Raw genomic sequence first — 25404 nt, 5'->3', positions numbered from 1 at the left:
GATTAGTTCCCCGCGCCGCGGCGGCACGGTGACGCCGCCGTGGCGCTCACGCGATCTTCCGTGTCTTTTCCGGGAGCATGCTGCCCTCCTCCCGCGCCCGCACATGCCAGGAGAGCGCCTCCTCGATGATGTGCGGCGTGTGCCCGCCGCGCGCCGTGGCGCGATCGAAATAGTCGGACAGCGCATCGCGATAGAGCGGATGCACGCAATTGGCGATGATGGTGCGCGCCCGCTCGCGCGGGGCCAGCTCCCGCAGGTCCGCGAGGCCGACCTCGGTGACGAGGATGTCCACGTCATGCTCGGTGTGGTCCACATGGCTCACCATGGGCACCACGGAGGAGAGCGCGCCGCCCTTGGCGATGGACTTGGTGACGAACACCGAGAGATAGGCGTTGCGGGCGAAGTCGCCGGAGCCGCCGATGCCGTTCATCATGTGGGTGCCGCCCACATGGGTGGAATTCACGTTGCCGTAGATATCGAACTCCAGCGCCGTATTGATGCCGATGAGGCCGAGGCGGCGGATGATCTCGGGATGGTTGGAAATCTCCTGCGGCCGCAGGATCAGGCGCGACTTGTAGTCGGTGATGCGCGGCATCACCTGGTCGTACTTCGCCTTGGACAGGGTGATGGACGAGCCCGACGCGAAATTCAGCTTGCCGGCGTCGAACAGGTCGAAGGTCGAATCCTGCAGCACCTCGGAATACATGGTGAGGTCGCCGAACGGGCTCTCGATGAAGCCGTGCATCACCGCGTTGGCGATGGTGCCGATGCCGGCCTGCAGCGGCTGGAGCCGGTTGGTGAGGCGGCCGATCTTCACCTCGTGCTTCAGGAACTCCATGAGATGGCCGGCGATGGCGGCGGTCTCGGCGTCCGGCGGTAGCACGTTGGAGGCGGAATCGAGCTTCCGCGTCACCACGATGGCGGCGATCTTCTCCGGGTCGATGGGAATGAAGGGCAGGCCCACCCGGCTTTCCGGCGTCACCACCGGGATCGGCTCGCGGAACGGGCGGCGGGTGGGGATGTAGATGTCGTGCAGGCCCTCCAGCTCCGCCGGCTGGGTGAGGTTGATCTCGACGATCACTTTCTTCGCGAGAATGGCGAAGGTGGCGGAATTCCCCACCGAGGTGGTGGGAATGATTCCGCCGGACGCGGTGATGCCCACCGCCTCGATCACCGCCACATCGATCGGGCCGAGCTGGTTGGTGCGCAGATGCTCCACCGTCTCGGACAGGTGCTGGTCCACGAACATCACTTCGCCGGCGTTGATCGCCTTGCGCAGCGCGGGGTCCGACTGGAACGGGATGCGGCGGGAGAGCAGGTGCGCTTCCGCCATCTGCTTGTCGAGGTCGTTGCCCAGCGAGGCGCCGGTGATGAGGGTGATGCGCAGCGGCTCGCCGCGCGCATGGGCTGCATTGGCGCGGGCGGCCAGCGCCATGGGCACGGCCTTCGCCTCGCCGGCGCGGGTGAAGCCGCTCATGCCCACGATCATGCCGTCGCCGATGAGCGCAGCGGCCTCCTCGGCCGGGACAATCCTGTCACGCAAAGACGAGAGGCGGATGCGGGTCTCGGGCATGTCGGCAATTCCGTCGAGAGGACAATCCCTTGCGCATAGCGAGGCGCGCGGGACCACCGGAATTCGACTTAAAGGGAAGGCCGCTCAGGCGCTGATCGCCACCGGCAGGCCAAAGGCGTCGCGCGCGGGCGGGTCGGGAAAGCGCAAGGCCTTGCCTTCCAACACTCTTTTGGCGGTGACGGCGCAGGCGCAGGCATCCACGAGGTCATCCAGCCCTGCGCGCAGCGCAGTCGCGGTCTTCGCGTGGAGCAGATCGACCGGCACGCCCGCACGGGCGAGGAGGCCGATGCGCAGGTCGAGGCCGGGGCCATGCGGCCGGTTCTTCACCTTCTTCGCCACGTCCAGCGGAGCGCCGTTCATGATGCGGAACGACACCTCCGGGTGACACTCGATCAGCCGGTCCCGCAGTTCCAACCGGCGCAGCAGCAGCTCGTCCAGCTCCGCGATCTTGGGGAAGAGGTTGAAGCACTGGATGGAGACCTTGCGCGGCGGGCTCGAATGGGCGAGGGCGGCGGCGCAGGCGGCGGCGAACCGCTCCCGTTCGTCCCCCGGTCCCACGCCGGCCATGACCGCCGCGCGCGCCGGGACGGAGAAGACGGAGGATTGCCGCCCACCGAGCAAAGGGCGCACCGCACGCTCCGCCTCCCGGCCGCCGATCTCGCTGGTCTCCGGCAAGCCGATGGGCATGTCCACGCAGGCGATGGCGGGCGCATCCGGCGCGTCGAACAGCTCTTCCACGCGGGTGCGGCGAAAGAGCTGGAGGTGATCGCCGCCGTCCCATTGCGCGATCACCCAGCCGCCCCGGCAGCCGTCGATGCCGGCGAACGGCAGATCCGCGCGCGCTGGGCGTGACATGCGCTCAGTCCTCTCCGGCCTTGGCCTTGGGCAGCGGGATGGTCGAGGGCTGCGGAATGGGCGCGGTGTAATATTTCCGCTTGATGGAGCCGGTCTCCGGATTGCTGTTCGACGAATAGGACATAGGCACGCCCTGCGGCCCCACCTGCCAGCCGGGCGGCAGGCCTTGAGGCGCGCCCTTCGTCTGGGACGGCGGCGCCGATGGCGGCGGCGCGGCGCGGGCGGCGGCGGGCGGCGGCGCGTGGCCGACGGACGCGGGCGGATAGTTCGACGGTGGGTAGCTGGGCGAGGGATAGCTGGGGGCCGGATACCCGGCAGGGGCCGGTGCCGGCGAGGCGATGATCTGCGTCTCGGGCGGGCGCATGCTCTGCAGCGGCGGCAGGGGCGGCGGCGGCTCGGCGGCAACCGGCTCGGGCTGCGGCTGCTGCGCCGGGCGCGGTCCGCCGAACAGCGTGGAGAAGAAGGACGGCTGCTCCGCCGGGGCGGACACCTGCTGCGCCGGCGGCGCGTAGACCGGCGGGGCCTCCGCCACGGACGGTGCGGGCGCCACGGGCTCCATTGTGGAGACCATGGGCGGGGCCTTCGTGGGCATGGTCGGCGCGGGCATGGGGCGCGGCGCCGGCTTGCAGATGGTCCGCCCCTTGGCGTGGCGCATCAGGTCCACATGGATGTGGTCGTAATGAAACATGTTGGAGCCGGGCGCGAGCACGGTGGTGAAGCGCTCACATGCGCCCGCCTGCACCTGAAGCAGGAAGCCGCGCTCCTCGGACGAGCCCTTCCAGCCGTTCTTCACCGTGATCCAGCGACCGTCGGCAGTCCGGAAACCGCCGATATCGAGCGCGTTGCCGAACGCATGCTCGGAAATCTTCGCATTGGGATCGCCGTTCATGCCGCGGCAGGAATAGGCCGACATCTGGCTGATGGCGACAATCGGCTGGCCGAGCCACGCCAGCGCCGCCGGCTGCACCACCTCCTGAACCCACATGTCCACCTGGTAGATCACGGGGCAGGCCAGCCGGCCGGCCGGCTCCAGCATCACATTGCCCTGCGCCAGCGCGCTGACGCGGAATGGATGGTCCATGCCGCAGGCGCCCGGACCCTGGACGGCGGGAACCGGCTCCATATAGGCGGATGCCACCACGGCCTTGGCGGCAAGGCATTGCTCCTCGGCCTGGGAGCGCCACGAATCGCGTTCCTCCAGGCCGAAGCGACAGCCCGAGAGGGCGCCGGCCAGAAGAAGGAGGGCGAGGAAGATGCGGGGCGTGTCGCGCGACATGGCCCCACCTTGCGGAGCCGGCCTTGCAAAGGGGTTAAGGCGCACCGCCGATGACCGCAAAAATGATCGCAGCCCATTGAAAAATATAACCCCCATGCCCTTCCGCTACGCAATCGCAAAGCGGAGGAAATGGGGGTCCAGGACGATTTCAGAAAATGATTCAGGCGGCAGGGATCGTCGCCGATCGCGCTGCCGCCAGAACTGGGATCAGAGCCTTGCCGCAGAAACGCCCGCAGCGATCAGGGCCGGGCCTAGTCCTTCTTCGGCTCGGCCGCCGGCTGGGCGGCGCCATCGGCGGCTCCGGCTTCACCGTCGGGCTCCCGACCCTCGAAGGCCGCCTGAAGACGCTCGGCAAGATCCTGCAGATCGTCCGGCATGTCTTCCTGCGTGTAATCGTCGAATAACTGGCGCAGCTCGCGGCCCAGCAGATCCTGACGGGCGGAGATGTCGCGGCGGTGAGGCGTTCGCATGCCGCCTGCCTCTTTCTGGTGCTGCGTCGTCATGGGGGTATCGAGGGGGCCTTGGAAGCGAGCCGATCTCATGGCGAGGGTCTTCTGACAGACGCGGGCGAGCTCAAGATGAGCCACGCCCGCGTGCGTTGCAATAAGGTTCTGGCATCGGACATCATTCGCGATACAGGCGCGAGAGATGCGCGGTGTCAGGGTGTGTTTCGGGGCCGTCCGCATTCACGCCCGGACCATCGTCCATATCGTGCCGCTTGTCCGGCCCCTCGAACGCCGCGCTGATCTCCTTGAGCAGCCGACGCTCCTCATCCGCGCCACGCTCGCGGCGCGGGGGGAAATCGCGGCGGCTTTCGCCGGGACCGAACTCGACCGGATCATAGCCGTGAGGAGAGGTATCCACGCCCGCCAATGCGCCTTCGCCGGCACCTTCATGGCGACGCGCGCCCGTGTTCCGCAATGCGGAATCAACCGGCAGGGATTCGTTTCGCAATTCGCTCATCCGCCTCCTCCTGCGTGTCCAGATCGCCGAGAAAACGCGGGGCGAGCGGATTTGTTCCGCCCTTCGTTCACCAAACGTCGCGCCACCGGCAATGCGTTCTTTGCGGGGGATCGGCGGCGAAGACAGGGAACAAGCGGAGCCATTGGAAGTTATTTGCCCGTGTAACAACTGCACGTCGGCGAGATATGATCTGGTCCACCCACCCTCTTCAGCCGGCGGTGCACGATTATCCCGGTAAATAGCAAGGAGACACGGCAATGATGAGCTGGGCGATTACCTTTCTTGTCGTCGCGCTGATCGCCGCAGTCCTGGGCTTCGGCGGAATCGCGGGCACGGCGATCGAGATCGCGAAGATCATTTTCTTCGTCGCGATCATTCTGTTCGTCATCTCCGCGGTCATGGGGCTGATGCGGCGGGGACGAGGCCCCGTCTGATCGGGGAAAGCGAAGGGGTAAAAAACAGGGCGGTCCGATTGGGTTCGGGCCGCCCTGAAGTCACTTGGAGATGCCTCGGTCATAAACCGCTAAGGTAAAGAGCGACCTAATGGCGCCGCTATGGCGGTCAGAAGAAACGCAAAAGGCGCCCTTAGGGGCGCCTTTCGTTTTTAACGGTGCGCCCCACGCCAGAACCAGCGCGGGGCAGCCCCTCAAATCAGGGACACTGCACGCGATAGCGGTTGCCATAGGCATCGCGCGCCCAGCAGGCGCGGGGGGTGGTCTCGGCGCCGATGATGGCGCCAGTGCCGGCGCCGATGAGGCCGCCCACAAGGGCGCCCGTGCCGGTGCCGGTGGCAGCCGCGCCGATGAGCGCGCCGGTGCCCGCGCCGATGGCAGCACCGCCCACCGCGCGATCCTGCCGCGAATATTCGCTGCAACCGCCGAGCGCGAGCGCCATCACGCCAATCATGAGAGCCGCTTTCATCTTTTTCTCCCTTGCCCTGCCGGCGGCATGCCGGACATCCATTCTAACCCTTGACCGGCTCCGGGCCGGAAAGGCGATCCCATGTGCCTCGACGCAGGCGCGTCAGAAGCTGTTATCCACCGTCTCAGGCCCTTGCTCGCGCGCATCCGTGCGCGCGCCGCGAGCGGTCCGGCGGCCGCGCGACGTAACGGCATATAGCACGCACCCGACTCCGACGCCCACCGCCACCGCTGCCGCGATCACCGGCAGGGCTGAAGCCTCAGCGCGGAATGGGCGATGGGGCAGCGCCGGGAGATGCCGGCGCAGGCTGTCGAAGGACAGGCTCGGCAGCGCTTCCGCCCGCTCAGCCACCCAGTCGTGCGCATCGGACGCGACGTTCGACGCAAGCCGCCCCCATTCGCGCTCCCGCTTGTGAAACGACGATTGAAGGGTGTCGAGTTCGTCCCGCAACGCCGAAAGGCGCCGGGAAAACCCGTCGGTCGAACTCCTGTGCAAGCCAAGCATATGCTGTCTCCCGTAACGCCGAGACGAACGCCGCCGAACCGCTCCGGTTCCGCAGTTAAAGCCGAAGCCAAGCTGTTCGCGCCTCCCTGTGGCGGCATTGAGTCGAAGCTGAGGGGGAACCGTGGCGCCGCAGAGGCGTTATCTTACCGGATATTCCAAAGGTCTGGCTCGTGCTCGGTATGCCCAAAGGATCGCTTCCCGCCGTGGATTCTGAAATTCCGGGAGCCTTTATGGCCCTCGATCCTGCGACTCACGCCTTTTTCCTCGACGTGGATGGCACCCTGATCGACATCGCCCCGCGGCCGGACGCCGTGGTCGTGCCGAGCGGCCTGCCCGACACCCTTTTCGCCCTGGCCGCTCGCGCGAAGGGGGCCTTGGCGCTGGTGAGCGGGCGTTCGCTCGCCTCACTCGATGATCTGTTCGGCGCTGGCCGGTTCGCTGCCGCGGGCGTTCATGGCGCGGACATTCGCCTTTCCGCCGGGCGACCCTCGGAGCGCGCGCCTGCCCTTGACGAGGATCTGCGCCACGACCTGCGCACCACCGCCGCCGAGTTCGAGGGCGTACTGGCCGAGGACAAGGAAAACGCGGTGGCCATCCATTACCGCGCCCGGCCGGAAATCGCGCCGGTGCTGAAGCGCGCGCTGGCGCAATTGGTTGGTCGGCGGCAAGGCATCGAGATCATGCCCGGCCATTGCGTTTTCGAGGTGCGCCGGCAGGGAATCGACAAAGGCGCGGCCGTGGGGCGTTTCATGGCCACCACGCCTTTCGCCGGTCGCCGGCCCGTCTTCATCGGCGACGACGTGACCGACGAGGCCGGCTTCCGCGCGGTGAACCGCGCCGGGGGCATCGCCGTCGCTGTCGGTGTGCCCCGGGACGGCGCCCAGGCCCTGCTTCCGAACCCGCGCTCGGTGCGCGCTCTTATCACCCATCTCGCGGCCGAGCCGCGACAACGAAGGAGGTGACCTCCGTGTCCCGCATCGTGGTCGTATCGAACCGAGTGGCTCTCCCCCAGAAGTCCGGCGCGCCGGCCGGGGGTCTCGCCGTCGCCGTCAACGCCGCCCTCAAGGATCGCGGGGGCATCTGGTTCGGCTGGAGCGGCCGGATCTCGCCGGACCCCTCCGATACACCCCAGGCAACGAACCAGGGGGGCGTCACCTATGCGGTGGTGGACCTGGCCAACGAGGATTATCAGGAATATTACAACGGCTTCGCCAACCGCGTGCTGTGGCCGGTCCTGCACTATCGGGTGGACCTGTCCGAATTCTACCGCTCCGACCTGTCCGGCTACATCCGCGTCAACCGCATGTTCGCCGATCATCTGGAAAAGATCATCAAGCCCGACGACATCCTGTGGATTCATGACTACCACATGATGCCGCTGGCGAAATACCTGCGGGAGCGGGGCCACAACAACCGGATCGGCTTCTTCCTGCATATTCCGATGCCGCCGGCCGACATTATCCAGGCCCTGCCCCAGCATGCGGATACCGTGGGAGCGCTGGCCTATTACGATCTCGTCGGCTTCCAGACGGAGGGCGACCGGGAGAACTTCGCGCGCTACCTCGAGACCCGCGGCGGCCAGTCGACGCCCGATGGCACGGGATGCGACATCGGCGGCCGTCGCGTTCGGCTTGGCACCTTCCCCGTGGGCATCGAGACGGGCGCCTTCGCGCGGCGGGCGCGGCATGCGAGCCGCACCCGCTTCGTGAAGGCGTTCGACGAAAGTCTCTCCGGCCGCAAGCTCATCATCGGGGTGGACCGGCTGGACTATTCCAAGGGCATTCCCAACCGGCTCGATGCCTACGAGCAGTTCCTGCGCAAGGAACCGGATTGGCACGACCGCGTGACCTTCGTGCAGATCACGCCCAAGAGCCGGACGGACGTGCCGGAGTACCAGGACATGGATCGGAACGTCTCCCACAAGGCGGGCCAGATCAACGGCGCCTACAGCGACGTCTCGTGGACGCCGCTGCGCTATGTGAACCGCACCTATTCCCGCTCGGCGCTCGCCGGCTTCTACCGCCGCGCCAATGTGGCGCTGGTGACGCCGCTGCGCGACGGGATGAATCTCGTCGCCAAGGAATTCGTTGCCGCCCAGGATCCGGCCGATCCCGGCGTGCTGCTCCTCTCCCAGTTCGCAGGGGCGGCCAGCGAACTCGGCACGGGTGCGCTCATCGTCAACCCGCACGACACGGAGGGCGTTGCCGTCGCCCTCCGCCGGGCGTTGGAGATGCCCCTGGTGGAACGGCGCGAGCGGCACCGCCGGATGATGCGGGTGCTGGAAGCCCACGACATCAACCGCTGGGCCGAGGATTTCCTGGCCGCGTTGGTGCCGGACCCGCAGCCGGAACGCCGTGACATCGCGTTGCCCCGCGCCGCGATGCGCAGCATCGTGCGCCTGCCTGTGGGCTGGGGATCGAGCGCCGTGCCGCGCGGCGCCTGAGTCTGTTTGCGGCGACCGACACCGCAAGCACCGACATCCGGGGCGGACGGGCGACAGGCCCGCCGCTTTCCTGTTGGCGCCCGGCCGGCAAGCCTATAAAGAGGCTTCGGCTGCGGGCGTGGCGGAATTGGTAGACGCAGCGGACTCAAAATCCGCCGTCCTCACGGATATGTCGGTTCGAGTCCGACCGCCCGCACCATCTTCGTTTTTCGCAATGCCGCAAGCAGACCCGCCGCACGGCCGCGCGGCGGCACGTTCGCGCATGCGAGCGCCGCTTGCATCCTCATCCGACCACGCTGAACCAAATCGCCCCGCCGGCATTGACTGCAGGATGCAAGCTGGAGCGACGACGCCATGGCCGAGATGACACTGGATGAAGTGGTTGAGAAGATGCGCGACATCGATTTCACCACCCTCTTCACCAAGACCGAGGCCGGCGCGCTGGCCGGTCGGCCCATGAGCAACAATGGCGACGTGGATTACGACGGCAGCAGCTTCTTCTTCGCGCAGGAGGACGCCCGCGCGGTGAGCGAGATCGCCCGCGATCCCAATGTGGGCCTCGCCCTCCAGGGCACGAGTGGCATTCTCGGCCAGCGCCCCTTCTTCACCACCGTGGAGGGGAAGGCGCAGATCATCCGCGATAAAGCCGCCTTCGAGGCGCGCTGGACCTCCGATCTCGACCGCTGGTTCCCCGCCGGCATCGATACACCTGGCCTCGTCCTCATCAAGGTCGCGGCCCAGCGCCTTCATTGGTGGAACGGCGAGGACGACGGCGAACTCGTTCTTTAGAGATCGTCCATCCCTTGCGTCGGGCGTCGCTCAGGGTGGAGGATCGCCGCAAGGAGGAGCCTCATGGCCGCACAGCACACGCTCGACGCCCGCGTCGGGGAAATCACCGAGCGCATCGCAAGGCGCAGCCACGATGCCCGCCGCCGCTATCTCGATCGCATCGCGGCGGCAGCCCAGCGCAGGCCCCAGCGGCAGGCGCTGGGATGCGCCAACCAGGCCCACGGCTTCGCGGCCTGCGGTCCCTCGGACAAGGCGATGCTGCGCGCGGGCGACGGCCCTTCGCTGGGCATCGTCACCGCTTACAACGATATGCTTTCGGCCCACCGGCCCTATGAGCGCTATCCCGAGCTGCTGCGCGAGGCGGCGCGCGAGGCCGGTGGCGCGGCGCTGGTGGCGGGCGGCGTGCCCGCCATGTGCGACGGCATCACCCAGGGCGAAGCGGGGATGGAGCTTTCGCTGTTCTCCCGCGAGGTGATCGCCCTCTCCACCGCCGTGGCGCTTTCGCACCAAACGTTCGATGCGGCCGTCTTTCTCGGCATCTGCGACAAGATCGTGCCGGGTCTCGTCATCGGCGCGCTGTCGTTCGGCCATCTGCCGGCGGTGTTCATCCCCTCCGGCCCCATGACCAGCGGCCTGCCCAACAACGAGAAGTCCCGCATCCGCCAGCTGTACGCGGAGGGCAAGGTCGGGCGCGACGCTCTGCTGGAGGCGGAAAGCCAGTCCTACCACGGGCCCGGCACCTGCACCTTCTACGGCACCGCCAACACCAACCAGATGCTCATGGAGATCATGGGCCTGCATTTGCCGGGCGCCTCCTTCGTGACGCCGGACACGCCCCTGCGCGATGCCCTCACCAAGGCCGCCGCCCAGCGCGCGCTCGCCATCACCGCGCTCGGCAACGACCATATCCCCGCCGGCCGGATGCTGGACGAGAAGGCCTTCGTGAACGGCATCGTCGGCCTCCACGCCACCGGCGGCTCCACCAACCACACGCTTCACCTCGTCGCCATGGCGGCGGCGGCGGGCATCGCCTTGAGCTGGGACGATTTCTCCGCACTCGCCGAGGTGACGCCGCTGCTCGCCCGCGTCTATCCCAACGGCTCGGCGGACGTGAACCACTTCCACGCAGCGGGCGGCGTGCCCTTCGTGGTGCGCGAGCTGCTCTCCGCCGGCCTGCTGCACGCCGATGCCGAGACCATCCTCGGCCGCAGCCTCGCAGCCTATACCCGCGAGCCGGTGCTGGCGCCCGACGGCTCCCTCGACTGGCGGGACGGCGCGGCGACAAGCGGCGACGACAAGGTCTTGCGCGGTGTCGAGGCCCCGTTCCAGAGCACGGGCGGGCTCAAGGTGCTGGACGGCAGCCTCGGGCGCGCGGTCATCAAGACCTCAGCGGTGGCGCCCGAACGGCATGTGATCGAGGCGCCAGCCAAGGTCTTCCATTCTCAGGAGGAGCTTCAGGCCGCGTTCAAGGCGGGCGAACTCACGGGTGATCTCGTGGCCGTGGTGCGCTTCCAGGGGCCGAAGGCGAACGGCATGCCGGAGTTGCACAAGCTCATGCCGCCGCTCGGCGTGCTGCAGGATCGCGGGCAGAGGGTGGCCCTCGTCACCGACGGCCGCCTCTCGGGCGCATCCGGCAAGGTGCCGGCGGCCATCCACGTCACGCCGGAGGCGCTGGACGGCGGCGCCATCGCCCGCATCCGCGATGGCGACATGATCCGGGTCGATGCGGTGGCGGGCCGGCTGGAGGTGCTTGTCCCGCCCGGCGAATGGGCGGCACGACCGAGCGCTACGGCCGATCTTTCCGCCAGCCATGTGGGCGTCGGCCGTGAACTCTTCGCCCCCTTCCGCGCCGCCGTGGGCGAGGCGGAGAACGGGGCGTCCATCTTCGCGGGGGTCTGAGGAGACAGAGCGCCATCATCCCCCGGCTCGTCCGGGGGATCCACTCCGCCGCTCGACCGGCTGCTCGCGGTTTGAAGCACCCTTGCGGCCGGCCCATGGATGGCCCGCACAAGGTGGGCAATGACGGCAGGCTTCAGACTCAGCCCAGCGCGGTCCCGTTGGCGGCGAGTACGGCGCCGGCCAGATACAGCGAACCGGCGATAAGAACGCGCGGCGGCGGCACCACGGCTTCCCGCGCTATGCCATCCAGCGCGCCGGCGACATCCCGCGCCACGCTCGCCTTCATGCCGAGGCCCACGGCGGCGGCCGCCACGTCCTCCGGCTTCAGGCCCGCATGTTCGCCGGGAACAGGCACGGCGATGGCTTCGCGCACGAGGCCGGCGAAGGGCTGGAGAAAGCCGGTGACATCCTTGGTGCCGAGCATGCCGAGGATCAGCACGAGGGGCCGCGAATAACGCTCCTCCAGCTCGCACAGGGCATGAGCGAGGGCGGCGCCGCCGGCAGCATTGTGCCCGCCGTCGAGCCAGAGCTCCACGCCCGCCGGCGCACGCGCGGTCAGCGGGCCGGGCGCGAGGCGCTGGAGGCGCGCCGGCCAGTCGGCCCTCAGGATTCCGGCCTCGGGGGCGGCGGGCAGCTTCACCGCGCGCAGCGCCGCGACCGCGAGCCCGGCATTGTCGATCTGGTGCGGCCCGACGAGGCGCGGGCGCGGCAGGTCGAGAAGGCCGTCCTCGTCCGCATAGACGAGCCGGCCGCCCTCCTCCTGCACATTCCACTGCTGGCCGCGCACGAACAAGGGCGCGAGTTTCCGTGCCGCCGCCCGCTCGATCACGGCGAGCGCCTCCGCCGTCTGGGCGCCCACCACGACCGGGCAGCGCGGCTTGATGATGCCGGCCTTCTCCCCCGCGATGGCCTCGACCGAGGTGCCGAGGAAGTCCACATGGTCGATCGAGACCGGGGTGATGACGCTGGCCAGCGGCCGGTCCACCACGTTGGTGGCGTCAAGCCGGCCGCCGAGGCCCACCTCCAGCAGCAGCACGTCCGCCGGATGCTCGGCAAACAGCAGGAATCCCGCCGCCGTGGTGATCTCGAACAGGGTGATGGGGGCGCCGTCATTGGCGGCTTCCGCCCGGTCGAGGGCCTCTGCCAGCGCCGCGTCCGAGACGAGCCGCCCGCCGTCCCGGGCGCCGAGGCGGATGCGCTCGTTGAACCGCACCAGATGGGGCGAGGTGTAGACATGCACGCTCTGCCCGGCCGCCTCCAGCATGCCCCGCATGAAGGCGATGGTGGAGCCCTTGCCGTTGGTGCCGGCGACGTGGATCACCTTCGGCAGGCGCCGCTCGGGATGGCCGAGCGCCTCCAGCAGACGCTCCATCCGCGCGAGGGACAGATCGATCTTCTTCGGGTGAAGCGCGGCGAGGCGGGAGAGAATCTCGTCCGTGGCGCGGGCGGGCAGGGGCAGTGCCATGGTGCGTCGAGCCGGGGGCCCCGTAAGGCCCGCGTTCAGGCCTCCCTCACGCCGCCGCCTGGGGAGCCGGTAGCCGGCCCTTGGGCGGCAAAGCCGGCGCCTTGGTCAGCATTCGGCACAGGCGGCCCAGCGTGTCGCGCATCTCGTGGCGATGCACCACCATGTCGAGCATGCCGTGGTCGCGCAGATATTCAGCGCGCTGGAAACCGTCCGGCAGCTTCTCGCGGATGGTCTGCTCGATCACGCGCGGGCCGGCGAAGCCGATCAGCGCGCCGGGCTCGGAGATCTGGATGTCGCCCAGCATGGCGTAGGAGGCTGTGACGCCGCCGGTGGTCGGGTTGGTGAGCACGACGATGTAGGGCTTCTTCGTCTCGCGCAGTTCCTGGATGGCCGCGGTCGTGCGCGGCATCTGCATCAGGGAGAGGATACCCTCCTGCATGCGCGCGCCGCCGGAGGCCGCGAACATGATGAAGGGGGTGCCGCGCTCGGCCGCCGTCTCCAGCCCCTTCACCACCGCCTCGCCGGCGGCCATGCCGAGCGAGCCGCCCATGAAGCCGAAATCCTGCACGGCGATGGTGACGGGCAGCTCGGTGAGCATACCGGTCGCGACCTTCACCGCGTCCTGGTAGCCGGTCTTGGTGCGGGCGTCCTTCAGGCGGTCCACGTAGCGGCGCTCGTCGCGGAACTTGAGCGGGTCTGTCGCCACCTCGGGAAGGGTGACCTCCTCGTAGGCGCCGTCATCGAAGGTATTCTTCAGCCGCGTCACCGCATCCATGCGCATGTGGTAGCCGGACGCCGGGATGACGTAGAGGTTCGCTTCCAGATCCTTGTGAAACACCATCTGCCCGGTCTCGGGGCATTTCACCCAGAGGTTCTCGGGCACCTCGCGCCGCGCCAGGAAGTCGCGGATCTTCGGGCGGACGACGTTGGAAATCCAGTTCACGGGATCATCTCCGGTACGGAGGGGCGCAGCGCCACGCTGCGGCGCACATAGTCCCCCCTCCGCCCTAATGGCAAGTCCGACACGGCGAAAGTACGGCAGCCGCCGCTATTCCCGGCGATCATACCACCTTGCTGACGCTGGGTCGAAGCCGGCTCAGCGCCGCACGCCGCGCACCGCCTCGGCCAGCTCGCTGACGAGGGCTTCCACGCCGATCACGGTGTTGGACGTGGCCTTGCCCTCCTCGTCGAGGGTGCGGCGCACCACCTCGACCAGCGCCGAGCCCACCACCACGGCGTCGGCGCCGGCAGCGATGGCGGCCGCCTGCTCGGGGGTCTTCACGCCGAAGCCAACGGCCACCGGAAGCGCGGTGTGGCTCTTGATGCGCGCCACCGCGGTCGCCACCGCATTCGCGTCCGGCGTCGCCGCGCCGGTGATGCCGGTGATGGAGACGTAGTAGACGAAGCCCGCGGTGTTCGCGAGGACGGTGGGCAGGCGCTTGTCGTCGGTGGTCGGGGTGGCGAGGCGGATGAAGTCCAGTCCCGCATTCAGCGCCGGAATGCAGAGCTCGTCGTCCTCTTCCGGCGGCAGGTCGACGACGATCAGGCCATCGACGCCCGCAACCTTGGCGTCCACCAGGAAGCGATCCACACCATAGACGTAGATGGGGTTGAAGTAGCCCATCAGCACCACCGGCGTCTTCTGGTCCTCCTCGCGGAAGACGCGGACCATCTCCAGCGTCTTGGCCAGCGTCTGGCCGCCCTTGAGCGCGCGCAGCCCCGCCGCCTGGATGGCCGGGCCATCGGCCATGGGATCGGTGAAGGGCACGCCCAGCTCGATCACGTCCGCCCCCGCGCCCGGCAGCGCCTTGAGGATGGCGAGCGAGGTCTCCCCGTCCGGGTCGCCGGCGGTGACGAAGGTGACGAGGCCCGGCCGGCCCTCTTCCTTGAGGGCGGCGAAGCGGTCGGAGATGCGGGTGGTCATGGGCCTGCCTGGATGAGAGGAGATGCGGCGCTCTATTTCTGCCCGGCCAGCGTGCAGGTGGCGCGGGTGGCGTTGGTGCCGCCAAGGAAGCGCACCTGATCGGTACCGGTGACGCCGCCGACAATGGAGAAGAGCTTGGTGGATGCCTTGCCGAGGGAGCGCTTGCCGGCGAAGAACTCGCACGAGACCTGCACCTCGCCCACCGTGTCTGTGCCGGTGTTCTTCACCGCCACAGACACATAGGCGCCGGCCGCGTCCGTGTAGATCTTGCCCGGCGTCAGCTCGAGGCCGGCCGCCTGCGCAGCGCCGAGGCTGGCGGCGACCGCCGCGCCGACGATCGCGAACGACCCGACTTTCCCCCAGATGCCCTTCATGGTCATGCCCCCAGACGCGTTCCGAGAATTTCCGCCACCTGGGGGACATCCTTGTCCCCACGGCCGGAAAGGTTGACGACCATCAGGTGGTCCGCCGGCAGCTTGGGCGCGTGCTCGATCACCTTGGCGATGGCATGGGCCGTTTCCAGCGCGGGAATGATGCCCTCGAGCCGGGTCAGCACCTGGAAGGCGTCGAGCGCCTCCTGGTCGGTACAGTTTAGGTAGGTGACGCGGCCCACGTCGTTCAGCCAGGAATGCTCCGGCCCGATGCCGGGATAGTCGAGGCCGGCCGAGATGGAATGGGCTTCGGTGATCTGGCCGTCGCCGTCCATGAGCAGGTAGGTGCGGTTGCCGTGCAGCACGCCCGGGCGCCCGCCGGCGATGGAGGCCGCATGCTCGTGCGTGTCGATGCCACGACCCGCCGCCTCGACGCCGTAGATCGCGACGCCCGGATCATCGAGGAAGGGGTGGAACAGGCCCATCGCGTTCGACCCACCACCGACGCAGGCAAAGAGGCTGTCGGGCAGGCGCCCTTCCATCTCCAGCATCTGCTCGCGGGTCTCGCGGCCGATGATGGACTGGAAGTCGCGCACCATGGCCGGATAGGGGTGCGGGCCGGCCACCGTGCCGATGCAGTAGAAGGTGTCGTGGACGTTGGTCACCCAGTCGCGGAGCGCCTCATTCATGGCGTCCTTGAGGGTGCGCGAGCCGGACTGCACGGGCACCACCTCCGCACCCAGCATCTTCATGCGGAACACGTTGGGGGCCTGCCGCTCCACGTCCACCGCGCCCATGTAGACCACGCACTTCAGGCCGAAGCGGGCGCACATGGTGGCGGTGGCGACGCCGTGCTGGCCGGCGCCGGTCTCGGCGATCACCCGCTCCTTGCCCATGCGGCGGGCGAGCAGGATCTGGCCGAGCACGTTGTTCACCTTGTGGGAGCCGGTGTGGTTCAGCTCCTCGCGCTTCAGGTAGATCTTGGCGCCGCCATCGCGGCCCTCGGCCGCGGCATGCTCTCGCAAATGGTTGGTGAGGCGCTCGGCGAAATAGAGCGGCGAGGGGCGGCCCACGTAATGGGTGAGGTAGCCGGCCATCTCCGCGTGATAGGCGGGATCGACCCTGGCGGCCTCGTAGGCCTGCTCCAGCTCCAGGATGAGCGGCATCAGCGTCTCCGCGACGAAGCGGCCGCCATGGATGCCGAAATGGCCGCGGTGATCGGGGCCGGTGCGATAGGAATTGAGAACGGTCACGACGCGCGGGCCTTCGATAAGGGGTCTTGCAAGGATGAGGAGGATGCGGCGCGCCGCGCCGCAGCGACGAAGGCACGGATCTTGTCGGGACTTTTCACGCCGGGCGCGTCCTCCACGCCGGACGATACGTCCACGCCGTCCATCCGGACCAATCCGAGGGCCTGCGGCACGTTGTCGGCGGTAAGCCCTCCGGAAAGCATGAGAGGCCGGTTGACGTCAAGGCCGGCGACCAGCGCCCAGTCGAACGGCCGGCCGTTGCCGCCGGGCAAAAGCGCGCCGGGATCGGGCTTGGCGTCGAACAGAATGCGGTCCGCCACCGCCGCATAGGCGGGCAGGACGGCAAGGTCCTCGCGGCGGGCCACGGGCAGCGCTTTCATCACCGGCAGGCCGAAGCGGGCGCGGATGTCGGCGACGCGCTCGGGCGTCTCATGGCCGTGCAGCTGGAGAATGTCCGGCGTCACGGCGGCGATCACGTCCTGAAGCAGCGCGTCGTCCGGGTCCACCAGCAGCGCCACCTTGCCCGCCCGACCGGCGGCGCGGGCGACGAGGGCCGGTGCATCGGCCAGCGCGAGGTGGCGCGGGCTTTTCGGAAAATGCACGAAACCGACGAGATCGGCGCCCGCCTCAAGGGCGGCATCGAGGGCCTCCGCCGTGCGGATGCCGCAGATCTTGATCTCGAAGCGCCTGTCGTCGCCAGCCATGGATGAACCTGCGGTAAGCCTGCCGGTCGTGAACCTTCACACCGTGGAGGTGAGGGCCGCCATTGCGATGGCCCCGCGCGATGCGTCGGGAGCGACCGGCGCGCCGGTCAGGTCTCGACGCGGGTGAACTGGCCCGCCTTGCGGAACCGCCAGAGATAGGTCGGCAGCACCACGGCGAGGGAGGTGGGGGTCAGGCCGAGGCCGGCGAGGGTCCGGCCTTCGGCGATCGCAGCCTGCGACACCACATTGTCGGAGCGCAGCATCTCGACCTGATCGACGGTGAGCGGCGCGCCGGGGGCCCACTGGGTCAGCTTGGCCATCAGCGTCGCGAGGCCGAACGGCAGGTCCACCAGAACCCGCTTGGCGCAGATCTCAGCGAGCATCAGCTCCATCAGCTCGCGGAAAGTGCGCACCTCGGGGCCGCCCAGCTCATAGGTGGTGCCGGCCTTGGCCTTGCCATCGACTGCGGCGAGCACGGCCGCCGCCACATCGCCGGCAAACACCGGCTGGAACTTCGTCACCCCACCGCCGATCAGCGGCAGCGCCGGGGACAGGCGCGCCATGGCGGCGAAGCGGTTGAAGAACTCGTCCTCCTGCCCGAACACCACGGAGGGGCGGAAGATCACCGCATCGGGGACCGCGGCGCGCACCGCAGCCTCGCCGGCTGCCTTGCTGCGGCCGTAGCCGGAGGGGGAATTGGCATCGGCGCCGATGGCCGAGAGATGCACCAGCGGCACACCCTGGGCCGCGGTCGCCGCCGCCACGGCGCGAGCGCCGAAGGCATGCACCGCGTCGAAGGACTGCCGGCCGCCCTCGGCCAGCACGCCCACGAGGTTCACCACCGCCTCGGCGCCATCGACCGCGCGGGCGACGCTCTCGGGATAGCGCACATTGGCCTGGGAGATCTGGATCTGGCCAACGAAGCCCAACGGCTGGAGGAAGCCGGCCAGCTCCGGCCGACGCACCGCCACGCGCACGCGATAGCCGCGCATGGCCAGCGCCCGCACCACATGCCGGCCGAGAAAGCCGGAGCCGCCGAAGACCGTCACCAGGCTGTCGTTCACCGGACGATCGGTCACCGTCACATCGCTCATGCCGAACCCCCGCCTTGATGCGCCGCGCCGGCCTCAGCCTCGCGCTGCCGACATGCCATCCTGCCGGCATGCCATATATAGAGTGCGCGCAGCACATACGCGATGCCGGCGGGTTCCGTAAAGCCGCCACGGCGCCACGCTTGCAGGACTTTTCCGCACAACGTGTTGACGCGGACGCCGCGCGACCGTATAAGCCCGCCACCTAGCTGGCGGCATGGGCTGCCGGCTTGTTCACTCATTCATGCGCGACGCGAAGTGGCCAGATGGCCGTGCCGCCGGGCGCGAACCAGCAAGGACGGCCGATGGCCAATACGCCTTCCGCCAAAAAGGCGGTGCGCAAGATCGAGCGCCGCACCGAAGTTAACCGCTCGCGCCGTTCCCGCGTGCGCACCTACCTGCGCAAGCTTGAGGACGCGCTCGCCACCGGCGACGCCACCGCCGCTTCCGCCGCGTTCAAGGCGGCCGAGCCGGAGATCATGCGCGCCGTCACCAAGGGCGTCATTCACAAGAACACCGCGTCGCGCAAGGTCTCCCGCCTTGCCGCCCGCGTGAAGAAGCTCAGCGCTTGATCTAGATCAATCAAGTAGACTGACTGATCTTGAAGGCCCGGCTCTGCCGGGCCTTTTTGCTTTGGCTTGGCCGTGAAAGTCTCTCGACGCGCATGTGGCGCGCGAGTCCCGATTCTCTTCCCGCGTCAAGGGCGCAGCGACGTGGGAGACGGCGGAATGCGGGGATTTCTCTCTGTATGGCGGGACTTTGAAGGCTGCCGCCAGAGCCGTCCCGACCGATCAGAAAAACCCGATCCAAGAGAACGGCTTAGAGGCCAAAGCCCGGAAGGCACCAAACCGGCCCGTTTTCTGGAGTATCCGGAAACCTTCTCACCGCGCGGGACGGGGCGTCGCATTTGCTTTGCCGACGTGCCGATTCTCATTGTCGCGACAGAGGTTTGCCGGCTGATGGGAATTCGGGGGTGTGGCGCGGGCGCACCGGCTTTTGCCCGCTATTCCGCGGCCAGGGTCAAAGGCGTTGCACCCCCCAAACCGGCTGTGTATGTTCAATCTCACTCCGGGAGCGACCTCGGGGTTCACCGATAGAATGAAGTTTTCACGGCTCTTCGTGGATGAGGAGGGGATGTATCGTGTCTGATTTCGTTCACGTACTCCTCATCTCGGGCCGTACCCGTACTCTGCGTTACCTTCATTCGTTGGAGCCATGCTAAGGGCGGACATCTGCTCCACCCTGCAGCATCTACAAGACCAAACAAAAAACTGGTTTATTCCAACACCCGTCGATGGTTCGCATCGTCGGAGATGGGGCGGCTATGACTTCGGGCACATGCGCGGCAGCGGACACAGGATCAGGTCCTTTGGGCAATACGGTTCCGCGTTGCGTTCGAGCCTTCCGGAGCACCGTGTTCCGCTCCAGTTGCGCCCCGCCGCCCTGTAACGGCCAGGAGAGCGCATGACGGTGGACTGACCCCCGTTGCGCTTGTGCCGTGGGTGCCGTAGCACCCGTTTCTGAAACTCCCCATGAGACTGCGGCCGCGCTGCCCGCCCCAGGGCGCGGAAGGCTTTTGCGTCTCCAACCAGGGAACCGCGTTCCACGCGGTCGCGATCTTTATGCTCAAGCCTCATGCGCCGGTTGCCGCGCGCACCGTTCCTTTTCAGTCGACCCTTGCGGAGGCCGCCGAGATGGATTGCGCACCGACGTCCAGCGCGCCCTCTGCCCCGTGGGACCGGGTGCTGCAGCGCCTGCGCGAGGAGATCGGCGAGGAGAAGTTCACGAGCTGGTTCGCGCGCATGGACCTCGACGCGCTGACCGCGGACGTGGTGCGCCTGTCGGTGCCCACGCGATTCCTCAAGTCCTGGATCCAGGAGAATTATCTGCCGCGCATCGCCGACATCTGGGCGGAGGAGACCGGCGCCCGCCGCCGCGTGGATCTCGCCGTGCGCAGCGCCTTCGCGCGCCCGGTGGCGCTGAAGGCGTCGACCCCGCGCGAAGTGGTGAGCGAGCGCACCGAGCGTCCCGTCGAGACGAAGCCGGCGCCGCGCGCCGCCGAGCCGCGTGGCGAGGTGCGCGAGATGGTCGCCACCGGCGGTGACGTCGCCTCCGGCTCGCCGCTCGACCCGCGCCTCACTTTCGAATCGTTCGTGGTGGGCAAGTCCAATTCGCTGGCGTTCGCCGCCGCGCGCAAGGTGGCGGAAACCCCTGCCGGTGCCGCTCCCGTCTATAATCCGCTCTATCTCCACGCGGCCGTCGGCCTCGGCAAGACGCACCTCCTCCAGGCGGTGGCGCGCGCCGGCGCCGCCCATGGCCGGCGCACCACCTATCTCACCGCCGAGCGCTTCATGTACGGCTTCGTGTCGGCGTTGAAGTCCCATTCGGCCATCGCCTTCAAGGACACGCTGCGCACCATCGACACGCTGGTGATCGACGACCTGCAGTTCCTGAAGGGCAATAATCTCCAGCAGGAATTCTGCCACACCCTCAATGCCTTGCTGGATGGCGGGCGGCAGGTGGTGCTGGCGGCGGACTGCCTGCCCGGCGAGCTTGAGCACCTCGACGAGCGCGTGCGCTCGCGCCTCGCCGGCGGTCTCGTGGTGGATCTTGCGCCGCTGGAGGAAGACCTGCGCCTCCAGATCCTGAAATCACGCTACCAGACCCTCGCCGAGCAGCACCAGGGTTTCGCCGTGCCGGCGCCGGTGCTGGAATTCCTCGCCCGCAGCGTCGGCCAGTCCGGCCGCGACCTCGACGGCGCGCTCAACAAGCTGCTCGCCTTCAACCAGCTCACCGGCGAGCCGGTGACGCTCGACATGGCGGAAAATGCGGTCAAGGACCTCATCCGCCCGACCGATCCCAAGCGCGTGCGGGTGGACGACATCCTGCGCGTGGTGGCCAAGCACTACAACGTCTCGCGCGCCGACCTCTTGTCCCAGCGCCGCACAGCGACCGTGGTGAAGCCGCGCCAGATCGCCATGTATCTCGCCAAGACGCTGACACTGCGCTCCCTGCCGGAAATCGGCCGCCGGTTCGGTGGGCGCGATCACACCACCGTGCTCCACGCGGTCCGCAAGATCGACGGCCTCGTCGCCACGGACCGCGCGCTCGCCGACGAGATCGAGGTGCTGAAGCGGCTCGCCCTCGAAAGCTGAGCCACGCGCCTGTTGGTGAGGTGGAAGGGCGGCGCCGTACTGGTGCCGCCGGCCTTTCCTGCGCGAAAAGCCGGCCCTTCATCCCCGCCAACCAAAATCTCCCCGCGAGCCCTTGCCTTGCGCCCCTTGGGGCGGCAATGTCGGCGGCCCGGCGCCCGTACCCTCGGACGCCTGACGGCGCGCCCTGCGCCGTCGCGCCACGCCACACCGGCGCACGCGCCCCTCGCCCGCACCGGCGGATGAGGGGTTCCGCGGGCGTCATCCTTAGAATGTCGAGACGGACCCACCGGTGGGACATGCGATCCCGCGGCAGGCCGGCTCGGAAGCGAAGAGTGAACGGGCCAGGACGATGAAGGTCACCGTCGAGCGCGCCGAGCTTCTGAAATCGCTCAGCCACGTCCACCGCGTCGTCGAGCGGCGCAACACCATCCCGATCCTCGCCAACGTGCTCATCAAGGCGGCCAAGGGCACGCTGGAGCTGAAGGCCACCGACCTCGACCTCGAAGTGGTCGAGAGCGTGCCGGCCGAGACCGGCCAGGCGGGCGCCACCACCGTCCCCGCCCACGTGCTCTACGACATCGTGCGCAAGCTGCCCGACGGCGCGCAGGTGCAGCTTGAGGCCGGCGGCGAGCGCGGCACCCTCACGGTGCGCGCCTCCCGCGCCCGCTTCTCGCTCCAGACCCTGCCGGAAGCCGATTTCCCGGATCTCGCCGCGGGCGAATTCTCCCACACCTTCAAGGTGAAGGGCGCGGAATTTCGCCGCCTCGTGGACAAGACCCAGTTCGCCATCTCCACCGAGGAGACGCGCTATTATCTCAACGGCATCTACCTGCATGTGACCGAGGCGAACGGCAAGGCGATGCTGCGCGCTGTCGCCACCGACGGCCACCGCCTCGCCCAGGCGGAGCTGGAAGCCCCCGCGGGCTCGCAGGGCCTGCCGGGCGTGATCGTGCCGCGCAAGACCGTCGCCGAGATCCAGAAGCTCTTGGAGGACAAGGAAGCGGAGGTCACCATCTCCCTCTCCGCCACCAAGATCCGCGTGCAGGTGGGTGCCATCGTGCTCACCTCCAAGCTGATCGACGGCACCTTCCCGGACTATGGCCGGGTGATTCCCCAGGGCAACGACAAGACCCTCATCGTCGACAAGGACGAGTTCGCCGCCGCCGTGGACCGCGTGTCCACCGTGTCCAGCGAGCGCGGCCGCGCGGTGAAGCTGTCGCTGGGCGACGGCAAGATGGTGCTGTCCGTCACCAATCCCGATTCGGGCAGCGCCACCGAGGAGCTGGAGGTGGACTACACCGCCGAGCCTCTCGATATCGGCTTCAACTCCCGCTATTTGCTGGACATCACCTCCCAGCTCGAAGGCGACACGGCCGAGCTGAAGCTCGCCGATCCCGGCTCGCCCACGCTGGTGCGCGATTCCACCAAGACGGATGCGCTCTACGTCCTCATGCCCATGCGCGTTTGAGACTGCGGGTGTGGGGCGCACAAGGGCCTGTCCGGCAGCCGGCCGGGCGTGCCTGACGCCGCGGCGATCGTGACACCATGCTCCACGCCGGCATCCTGAAGCTGTCGCTCACCGGTTTCCGCTCCTATCCGGCGGCTCAGGTCGCGGTGGAGGCGCGCGCCATCGTGCTCACCGGGCCGAACGGCGCCGGCAAGACCAACATCCTCGAAGCCCTCTCCTTCCTCTCCCCCGGCCGCGGCCTGCGCCGGGCGCAGCTCGCCGACGTGGGCCACCGCCCGCTTGGTGCCCACGCGCCGGACGCGGACGGCGCGCCCTGGGCAGTCTCGGCCTTCATCGAGGGTGCGCTGGGCGAGGTGCGCCTCGGCACCGGCTATGATCCGGCGCAGGAAGGCGGGCAGCGGCGCTGCCGCATCGACGGCGAGGCCGTGCCCTCGGCCAACGCCTTCCTCGATCATCTCAAGGTGCTCTGGCTGACCCCGGAGATGGACGGCCTGTTCCTCGGCCCGCCCGGCGACCGCCGCCGCTATCTCGACCGGCTGGTGCTGGCGGTGGATGCCTCCCACGGCACACGGGTCAACGGGCTGGAACGCGCTCTGCGCTCCCGCAACCGCCTGCTGGAGGAGAACGGCTCCGCCCGCTTCCTCGACGCGATGGAGCACGAGGTGGCCGAGCTGGCGGTGGCGGTGGCCGCCGCGCGGCTGGAGACGGTGGCGCGCCTCTCGGCCGAGATCGCCGCCCATCGCGACGAGGCCTCGCCCTTTCCCTTCGCAGAGATCTTCCTCGACGGCGCCGTGGAGCGGCTCATCGCGCAGCATCCGGCGCTGGAGGTGGAGGACCGCTATCGCGCGCTGCTGCGCGACAACCGCCCGCGCGACCGTGCGGCCGGCCGCACCCTTGAAGGTCCGCACCTCACCGATCTCTCGGTAAGTCACGGCGAGAAGCGCCTGCCCGCCGCGCGCTGCTCCACCGGCGAACAGAAATCCCTGCTGATCGGCCTCACCTTGTCCCACGCCCGGCTGGTGGGCAGCATGCAGGGCTTCTCCCCCGTGCTGCTGCTCGACGACGTGGTGGCCTATCTCGATGCCGCGCGCCGCACCGGCCTGTTCGAGGCGCTGGCCCGCCTCGGGGCTCAGGTCTGGATGACCGGGGCCGACCCCTCCGCCTTCGCCGCGCTGGAGACGGCGGCGCGCTTCACCGTCGCACCGGGTGCGATCACGCGGGCCTGACCTTTCGGCAAGCTTGGCGGACGCGCGGCGGCGTCTTAAAAGAGGGTATGCCGATCCGTCCTACCACCCCCGCCGACATTCCCGCCATCACCGCCATCTATGACGAGGCGGTCCGCAATGGCACCGCCTCCTTCGAGCTGGAACCGCCGGGTCCCGAGGAGATGGCGCGCCGGCAGGCCGCCCTGATCGAGGGCGGCTATCCCTATCTGGTGCTGGAAGAAAATGGGAAGGTACTGGGCTATGCCTATGCCAGCGCCTTCCGTCCGCGCGTCGCCTATCGCTACACGGTGGAGAATTCCATCTACGTGGACGAGGCGGCCCGAGGAAAGAAGGTCGGCCGGCGGCTGCTCGAAGCGCTGATCGCCGAATGCGAGGCGCTGGGCTTCCGCCAGATGGTGGCGGTGATCGGCGACAGCGGCAATGCCGGCTCCATCGCGCTGCATCGCGCCTGCGGCTTCGGCTCCATCGGCACCCTGCCGGCCACCGGCCTCAAGTTCGGCCGGTGGATCGATACGGTCCTGATGCAGCGCGCCCTCGGCGAGGGCGCGAGCACCATTCCCGCGGACGCCGACCTCCTCAAGGGCTGAGGTCAGCGAGTGATGAGCGTGCCGGCGCCGTGGTCGGTGAGCAGCTCCAGCAGCACGGCGTGGGGCACCTTGCCGTCGAGAATCACGACGCCCTCCACGCCCTTCTCCAGCGCGTAGATGCAGGTCTCCACCTTGGGGATCATGCCGCCCGAGATGGTGCCGTCCGCGATCAGCGCATGAGCCTCGGCGATGGTGAGCCGGGGGATCAGCTGCTTGTTCTTGTCGAGCACGCCCGGCACGTCGGTGAGCAGCAGGAAGCGCTTGGCGCCCAGCGCACCGGCGATGGCACCGGCGAAGGTGTCGGCATTGACGTTGTAGGTGCCGCCGTCCACCGCCGCCGCCACCGGGGCGAGCACGGGAATAAGCTCCCGGCCGAGGATCTGGTCGAGCACGGTGGTGTCCACGGTGTCGGGCTCGCCGACGAAGCCGAGGTCCACCTCCTGGGCATCGTCACCGGAAGAGACCACGACACGGCTCGCCTTGCGGGCGCGCACCATGTTGCCGTCCTTGCCGCACAGGCCGATGGCCTTGCCGCCCGCCTCGTTGATGAAGCCGACGATCTGCTTGTTGATCGAACCGGCCAGCACCATCTCGACGATCTCGACGGTAGCCTTATCGGTGATGCGCAGGCCGGCCGCGAATTCCGACTTGATGCCGAGCTTGGCGAGCATGGCGCCGATCTGCGGGCCGCCGCCATGCACCACCACCGGATTGATGCCCGACTGCTCCATGAGCACGATGTCGGAGGCGAACGTGCGCGCCACGTCCTCGCTGCCCATGGCGTGGCCGCCGTATTTCACCACCACGATCGCATCGTCGTAGCGCTGCATGTGCGGCAGCGCCCGCGCCAGCACTTCGGCCTCGTGCTGGGCTTCCGACACGGACTGGGAACGGGGCTCGGTCATGGGGGGCTCGCAGGTGGTGCTCGCGGGGGCCGGCG

The 25404-nt window shown here is 68.5% G+C and carries 25 protein-coding genes and 1 tRNA gene; 11 read left to right on the top strand and 15 right to left on the bottom strand.

The window, feature by feature from the left end; genetic code table 11:
* Window positions 1–46 precede the first annotated feature (46 nt).
* The 5 genes from scpC to V5F63_RS01150 form a co-directional block, all read right to left on the bottom strand.
* Complete coding sequence (scpC, locus tag V5F63_RS01170) at window positions 47–1573, bottom strand: succinyl-CoA:acetate CoA-transferase ScpC (protein ID WP_394101324.1); 1527 nt, start codon at window positions 1571–1573, stop codon at window positions 47–49.
* An 84-nt stretch (window positions 1574–1657) separates the two neighbouring features.
* A complete protein-coding gene (locus V5F63_RS01165; protein WP_394101323.1) occupies window positions 1658–2428 on the bottom strand; it encodes a DUF429 domain-containing protein in 771 nt (256 codons plus the stop codon).
* Window positions 2429–2432: 4 nt separating this feature from the next.
* Complete coding sequence (locus tag V5F63_RS01160; RefSeq protein ID WP_394101322.1) at window positions 2433–3704, bottom strand: extensin-like domain-containing protein; 1272 nt, start codon at window positions 3702–3704, stop codon at window positions 2433–2435.
* Between the two features lie 251 nt (window positions 3705–3955).
* On the bottom strand, window positions 3956–4207 hold the full coding sequence (locus V5F63_RS01155; protein ID WP_209487332.1) for a hypothetical protein: 252 nt from the start codon (window positions 4205–4207) through the stop codon (window positions 3956–3958).
* A 121-nt stretch (window positions 4208–4328) separates the two neighbouring features.
* Window positions 4329–4667, bottom strand: coding sequence for a hypothetical protein (locus V5F63_RS01150; protein ID WP_394101321.1), 339 nt, complete (start codon window positions 4665–4667; stop codon window positions 4329–4331).
* Window positions 4668–4924: 257 nt separating this feature from the next.
* On the opposite strand from V5F63_RS01150, the gene V5F63_RS01145 reads away from it, so the two are divergent.
* The gene (locus V5F63_RS01145) at window positions 4925–5101 is read left to right on the top strand and encodes a DUF1328 domain-containing protein (RefSeq protein WP_209487323.1); all 177 of its coding nucleotides are present in this window, start codon (window positions 4925–4927) and stop codon (window positions 5099–5101) included.
* Between the two features lie 217 nt (window positions 5102–5318).
* Here the strand turns inward: V5F63_RS01145 and V5F63_RS01140 are convergent, their stop codons facing one another.
* Together V5F63_RS01140 and V5F63_RS01135 are read right to left on the bottom strand one after the other, a co-directional pair.
* A complete protein-coding gene (locus tag V5F63_RS01140) occupies window positions 5319–5588 on the bottom strand; it encodes a YMGG-like glycine zipper-containing protein (RefSeq protein ID WP_024276680.1) in 270 nt (89 codons plus the stop codon).
* 102 nt (window positions 5589–5690) lie between these two features.
* The gene (locus V5F63_RS01135) at window positions 5691–6092 is read right to left on the bottom strand and encodes a hypothetical protein (RefSeq protein ID WP_394101320.1); all 402 of its coding nucleotides are present in this window, start codon (window positions 6090–6092) and stop codon (window positions 5691–5693) included.
* Between the two features lie 179 nt (window positions 6093–6271).
* Here V5F63_RS01135 and otsB point away from each other — a divergent pair, with 179 nt between their 5' ends.
* The 5 genes from otsB (at window position 6272) to edd (ending at window position 11223) form a co-directional block, all read left to right on the top strand.
* Entirely contained in the window at window positions 6272–7054 is a 783-nt protein-coding gene (otsB, locus tag V5F63_RS01130) for a trehalose-phosphatase (protein WP_245327893.1), read from the top strand.
* A 5-nt stretch (window positions 7055–7059) separates the two neighbouring features.
* On the top strand, window positions 7060–8535 hold the full coding sequence (gene otsA / locus V5F63_RS01125; RefSeq protein ID WP_209487313.1) for an alpha,alpha-trehalose-phosphate synthase (UDP-forming): 1476 nt from the start codon (window positions 7060–7062) through the stop codon (window positions 8533–8535).
* A 112-nt stretch (window positions 8536–8647) separates the two neighbouring features.
* Window positions 8648–8734, top strand: a tRNA-Leu gene (locus V5F63_RS01120).
* A gap of 155 nt (window positions 8735–8889) precedes the next feature.
* Window positions 8890–9324, top strand: a complete 435-nt coding sequence (locus V5F63_RS01115; RefSeq protein ID WP_209487303.1) for a pyridoxamine 5'-phosphate oxidase family protein — start codon at window positions 8890–8892, stop codon at window positions 9322–9324.
* A 63-nt stretch (window positions 9325–9387) separates the two neighbouring features.
* The gene (edd, locus tag V5F63_RS01110; RefSeq protein WP_394101319.1) at window positions 9388–11223 is read left to right on the top strand and encodes a phosphogluconate dehydratase; all 1836 of its coding nucleotides are present in this window, start codon (window positions 9388–9390) and stop codon (window positions 11221–11223) included.
* A 139-nt stretch (window positions 11224–11362) separates the two neighbouring features.
* Here the strand turns inward: edd and V5F63_RS01105 are convergent, their stop codons facing one another.
* From V5F63_RS01105 to V5F63_RS01075, 7 genes are all read right to left on the bottom strand, one after another.
* Complete coding sequence (locus V5F63_RS01105) at window positions 11363–12688, bottom strand: bifunctional folylpolyglutamate synthase/dihydrofolate synthase (protein ID WP_394101318.1); 1326 nt, start codon at window positions 12686–12688, stop codon at window positions 11363–11365.
* Window positions 12689–12734: 46 nt separating this feature from the next.
* Window positions 12735–13631, bottom strand: coding sequence for an acetyl-CoA carboxylase, carboxyltransferase subunit beta (accD, locus tag V5F63_RS01100; RefSeq protein WP_209487298.1), 897 nt, complete (start codon window positions 13629–13631; stop codon window positions 12735–12737).
* Window positions 13632–13784: 153 nt separating this feature from the next.
* Window positions 13785–14612: a tryptophan synthase subunit alpha gene (gene trpA / locus V5F63_RS01095; protein ID WP_209487296.1), complete on the bottom strand. Its 828-nt coding sequence runs from the start codon at window positions 14610–14612 to the stop codon at window positions 13785–13787.
* Window positions 14613–14644: 32 nt separating this feature from the next.
* Window positions 14645–14992 carry a hypothetical protein gene (locus V5F63_RS01090; protein ID WP_394101317.1) on the bottom strand — a complete coding sequence of 116 codons (348 nt, stop codon included), beginning with the start codon at window positions 14990–14992 and terminating at the stop codon, window positions 14645–14647.
* Window positions 14989–16236: a tryptophan synthase subunit beta gene (gene trpB, locus V5F63_RS01085; protein WP_394101316.1), complete on the bottom strand. Its 1248-nt coding sequence runs from the start codon at window positions 16234–16236 to the stop codon at window positions 14989–14991. The genes V5F63_RS01090 and trpB overlap by 4 nt, the downstream gene beginning before the upstream one ends.
* Window positions 16233–16937, bottom strand: coding sequence for a phosphoribosylanthranilate isomerase (locus tag V5F63_RS01080; RefSeq protein WP_394101315.1), 705 nt, complete (start codon window positions 16935–16937; stop codon window positions 16233–16235). Before V5F63_RS01080 ends, trpB begins: the two co-directional genes overlap by 4 nt.
* Before the next feature lie 107 nt (window positions 16938–17044).
* On the bottom strand, window positions 17045–18031 hold the full coding sequence (locus V5F63_RS01075) for a complex I NDUFA9 subunit family protein (protein ID WP_209487288.1): 987 nt from the start codon (window positions 18029–18031) through the stop codon (window positions 17045–17047).
* 302 nt (window positions 18032–18333) lie between these two features.
* Here V5F63_RS01075 and rpsT point away from each other — a divergent pair, with 302 nt between their 5' ends.
* From rpsT to V5F63_RS01050, 5 genes are all read left to right on the top strand, one after another.
* Window positions 18334–18600, top strand: a complete 267-nt coding sequence (rpsT, locus tag V5F63_RS01070; RefSeq protein ID WP_024276666.1) for a 30S ribosomal protein S20 — start codon at window positions 18334–18336, stop codon at window positions 18598–18600.
* A gap of 1122 nt (window positions 18601–19722) precedes the next feature.
* Window positions 19723–21183: a chromosomal replication initiator protein DnaA gene (dnaA, locus tag V5F63_RS01065; protein WP_209487286.1), complete on the top strand. Its 1461-nt coding sequence runs from the start codon at window positions 19723–19725 to the stop codon at window positions 21181–21183.
* 349 nt (window positions 21184–21532) lie between these two features.
* Window positions 21533–22651, top strand: a complete 1119-nt coding sequence (dnaN, locus tag V5F63_RS01060; protein WP_209487284.1) for a DNA polymerase III subunit beta — start codon at window positions 21533–21535, stop codon at window positions 22649–22651.
* Between the two features lie 77 nt (window positions 22652–22728).
* The gene (recF, locus tag V5F63_RS01055; protein WP_394101314.1) at window positions 22729–23877 is read left to right on the top strand and encodes a DNA replication/repair protein RecF; all 1149 of its coding nucleotides are present in this window, start codon (window positions 22729–22731) and stop codon (window positions 23875–23877) included.
* A 47-nt stretch (window positions 23878–23924) separates the two neighbouring features.
* Complete coding sequence (locus tag V5F63_RS01050) at window positions 23925–24464, top strand: GNAT family N-acetyltransferase (RefSeq protein WP_209487280.1); 540 nt, start codon at window positions 23925–23927, stop codon at window positions 24462–24464.
* 2 nt (window positions 24465–24466) lie between these two features.
* Here the strand turns inward: V5F63_RS01050 and argB are convergent, their stop codons facing one another.
* Window positions 24467–25369, bottom strand: a complete 903-nt coding sequence (gene argB, locus V5F63_RS01045) for an acetylglutamate kinase (protein ID WP_209487279.1) — start codon at window positions 25367–25369, stop codon at window positions 24467–24469.
* Window positions 25370–25404: the final 35 nt, after the last annotated feature.

Origin of the sequence: Xanthobacter wiegelii (genome assembly GCF_043193855.2) — a bacterium.
In the GTDB taxonomy this organism is placed as follows: domain Bacteria; phylum Pseudomonadota; class Alphaproteobacteria; order Rhizobiales; family Xanthobacteraceae; genus Xanthobacter; species Xanthobacter flavus_A.
Note: the sequence above shows the minus strand (reverse complement) of the source record. Positions and strands in the feature narration are given on the sequence as shown.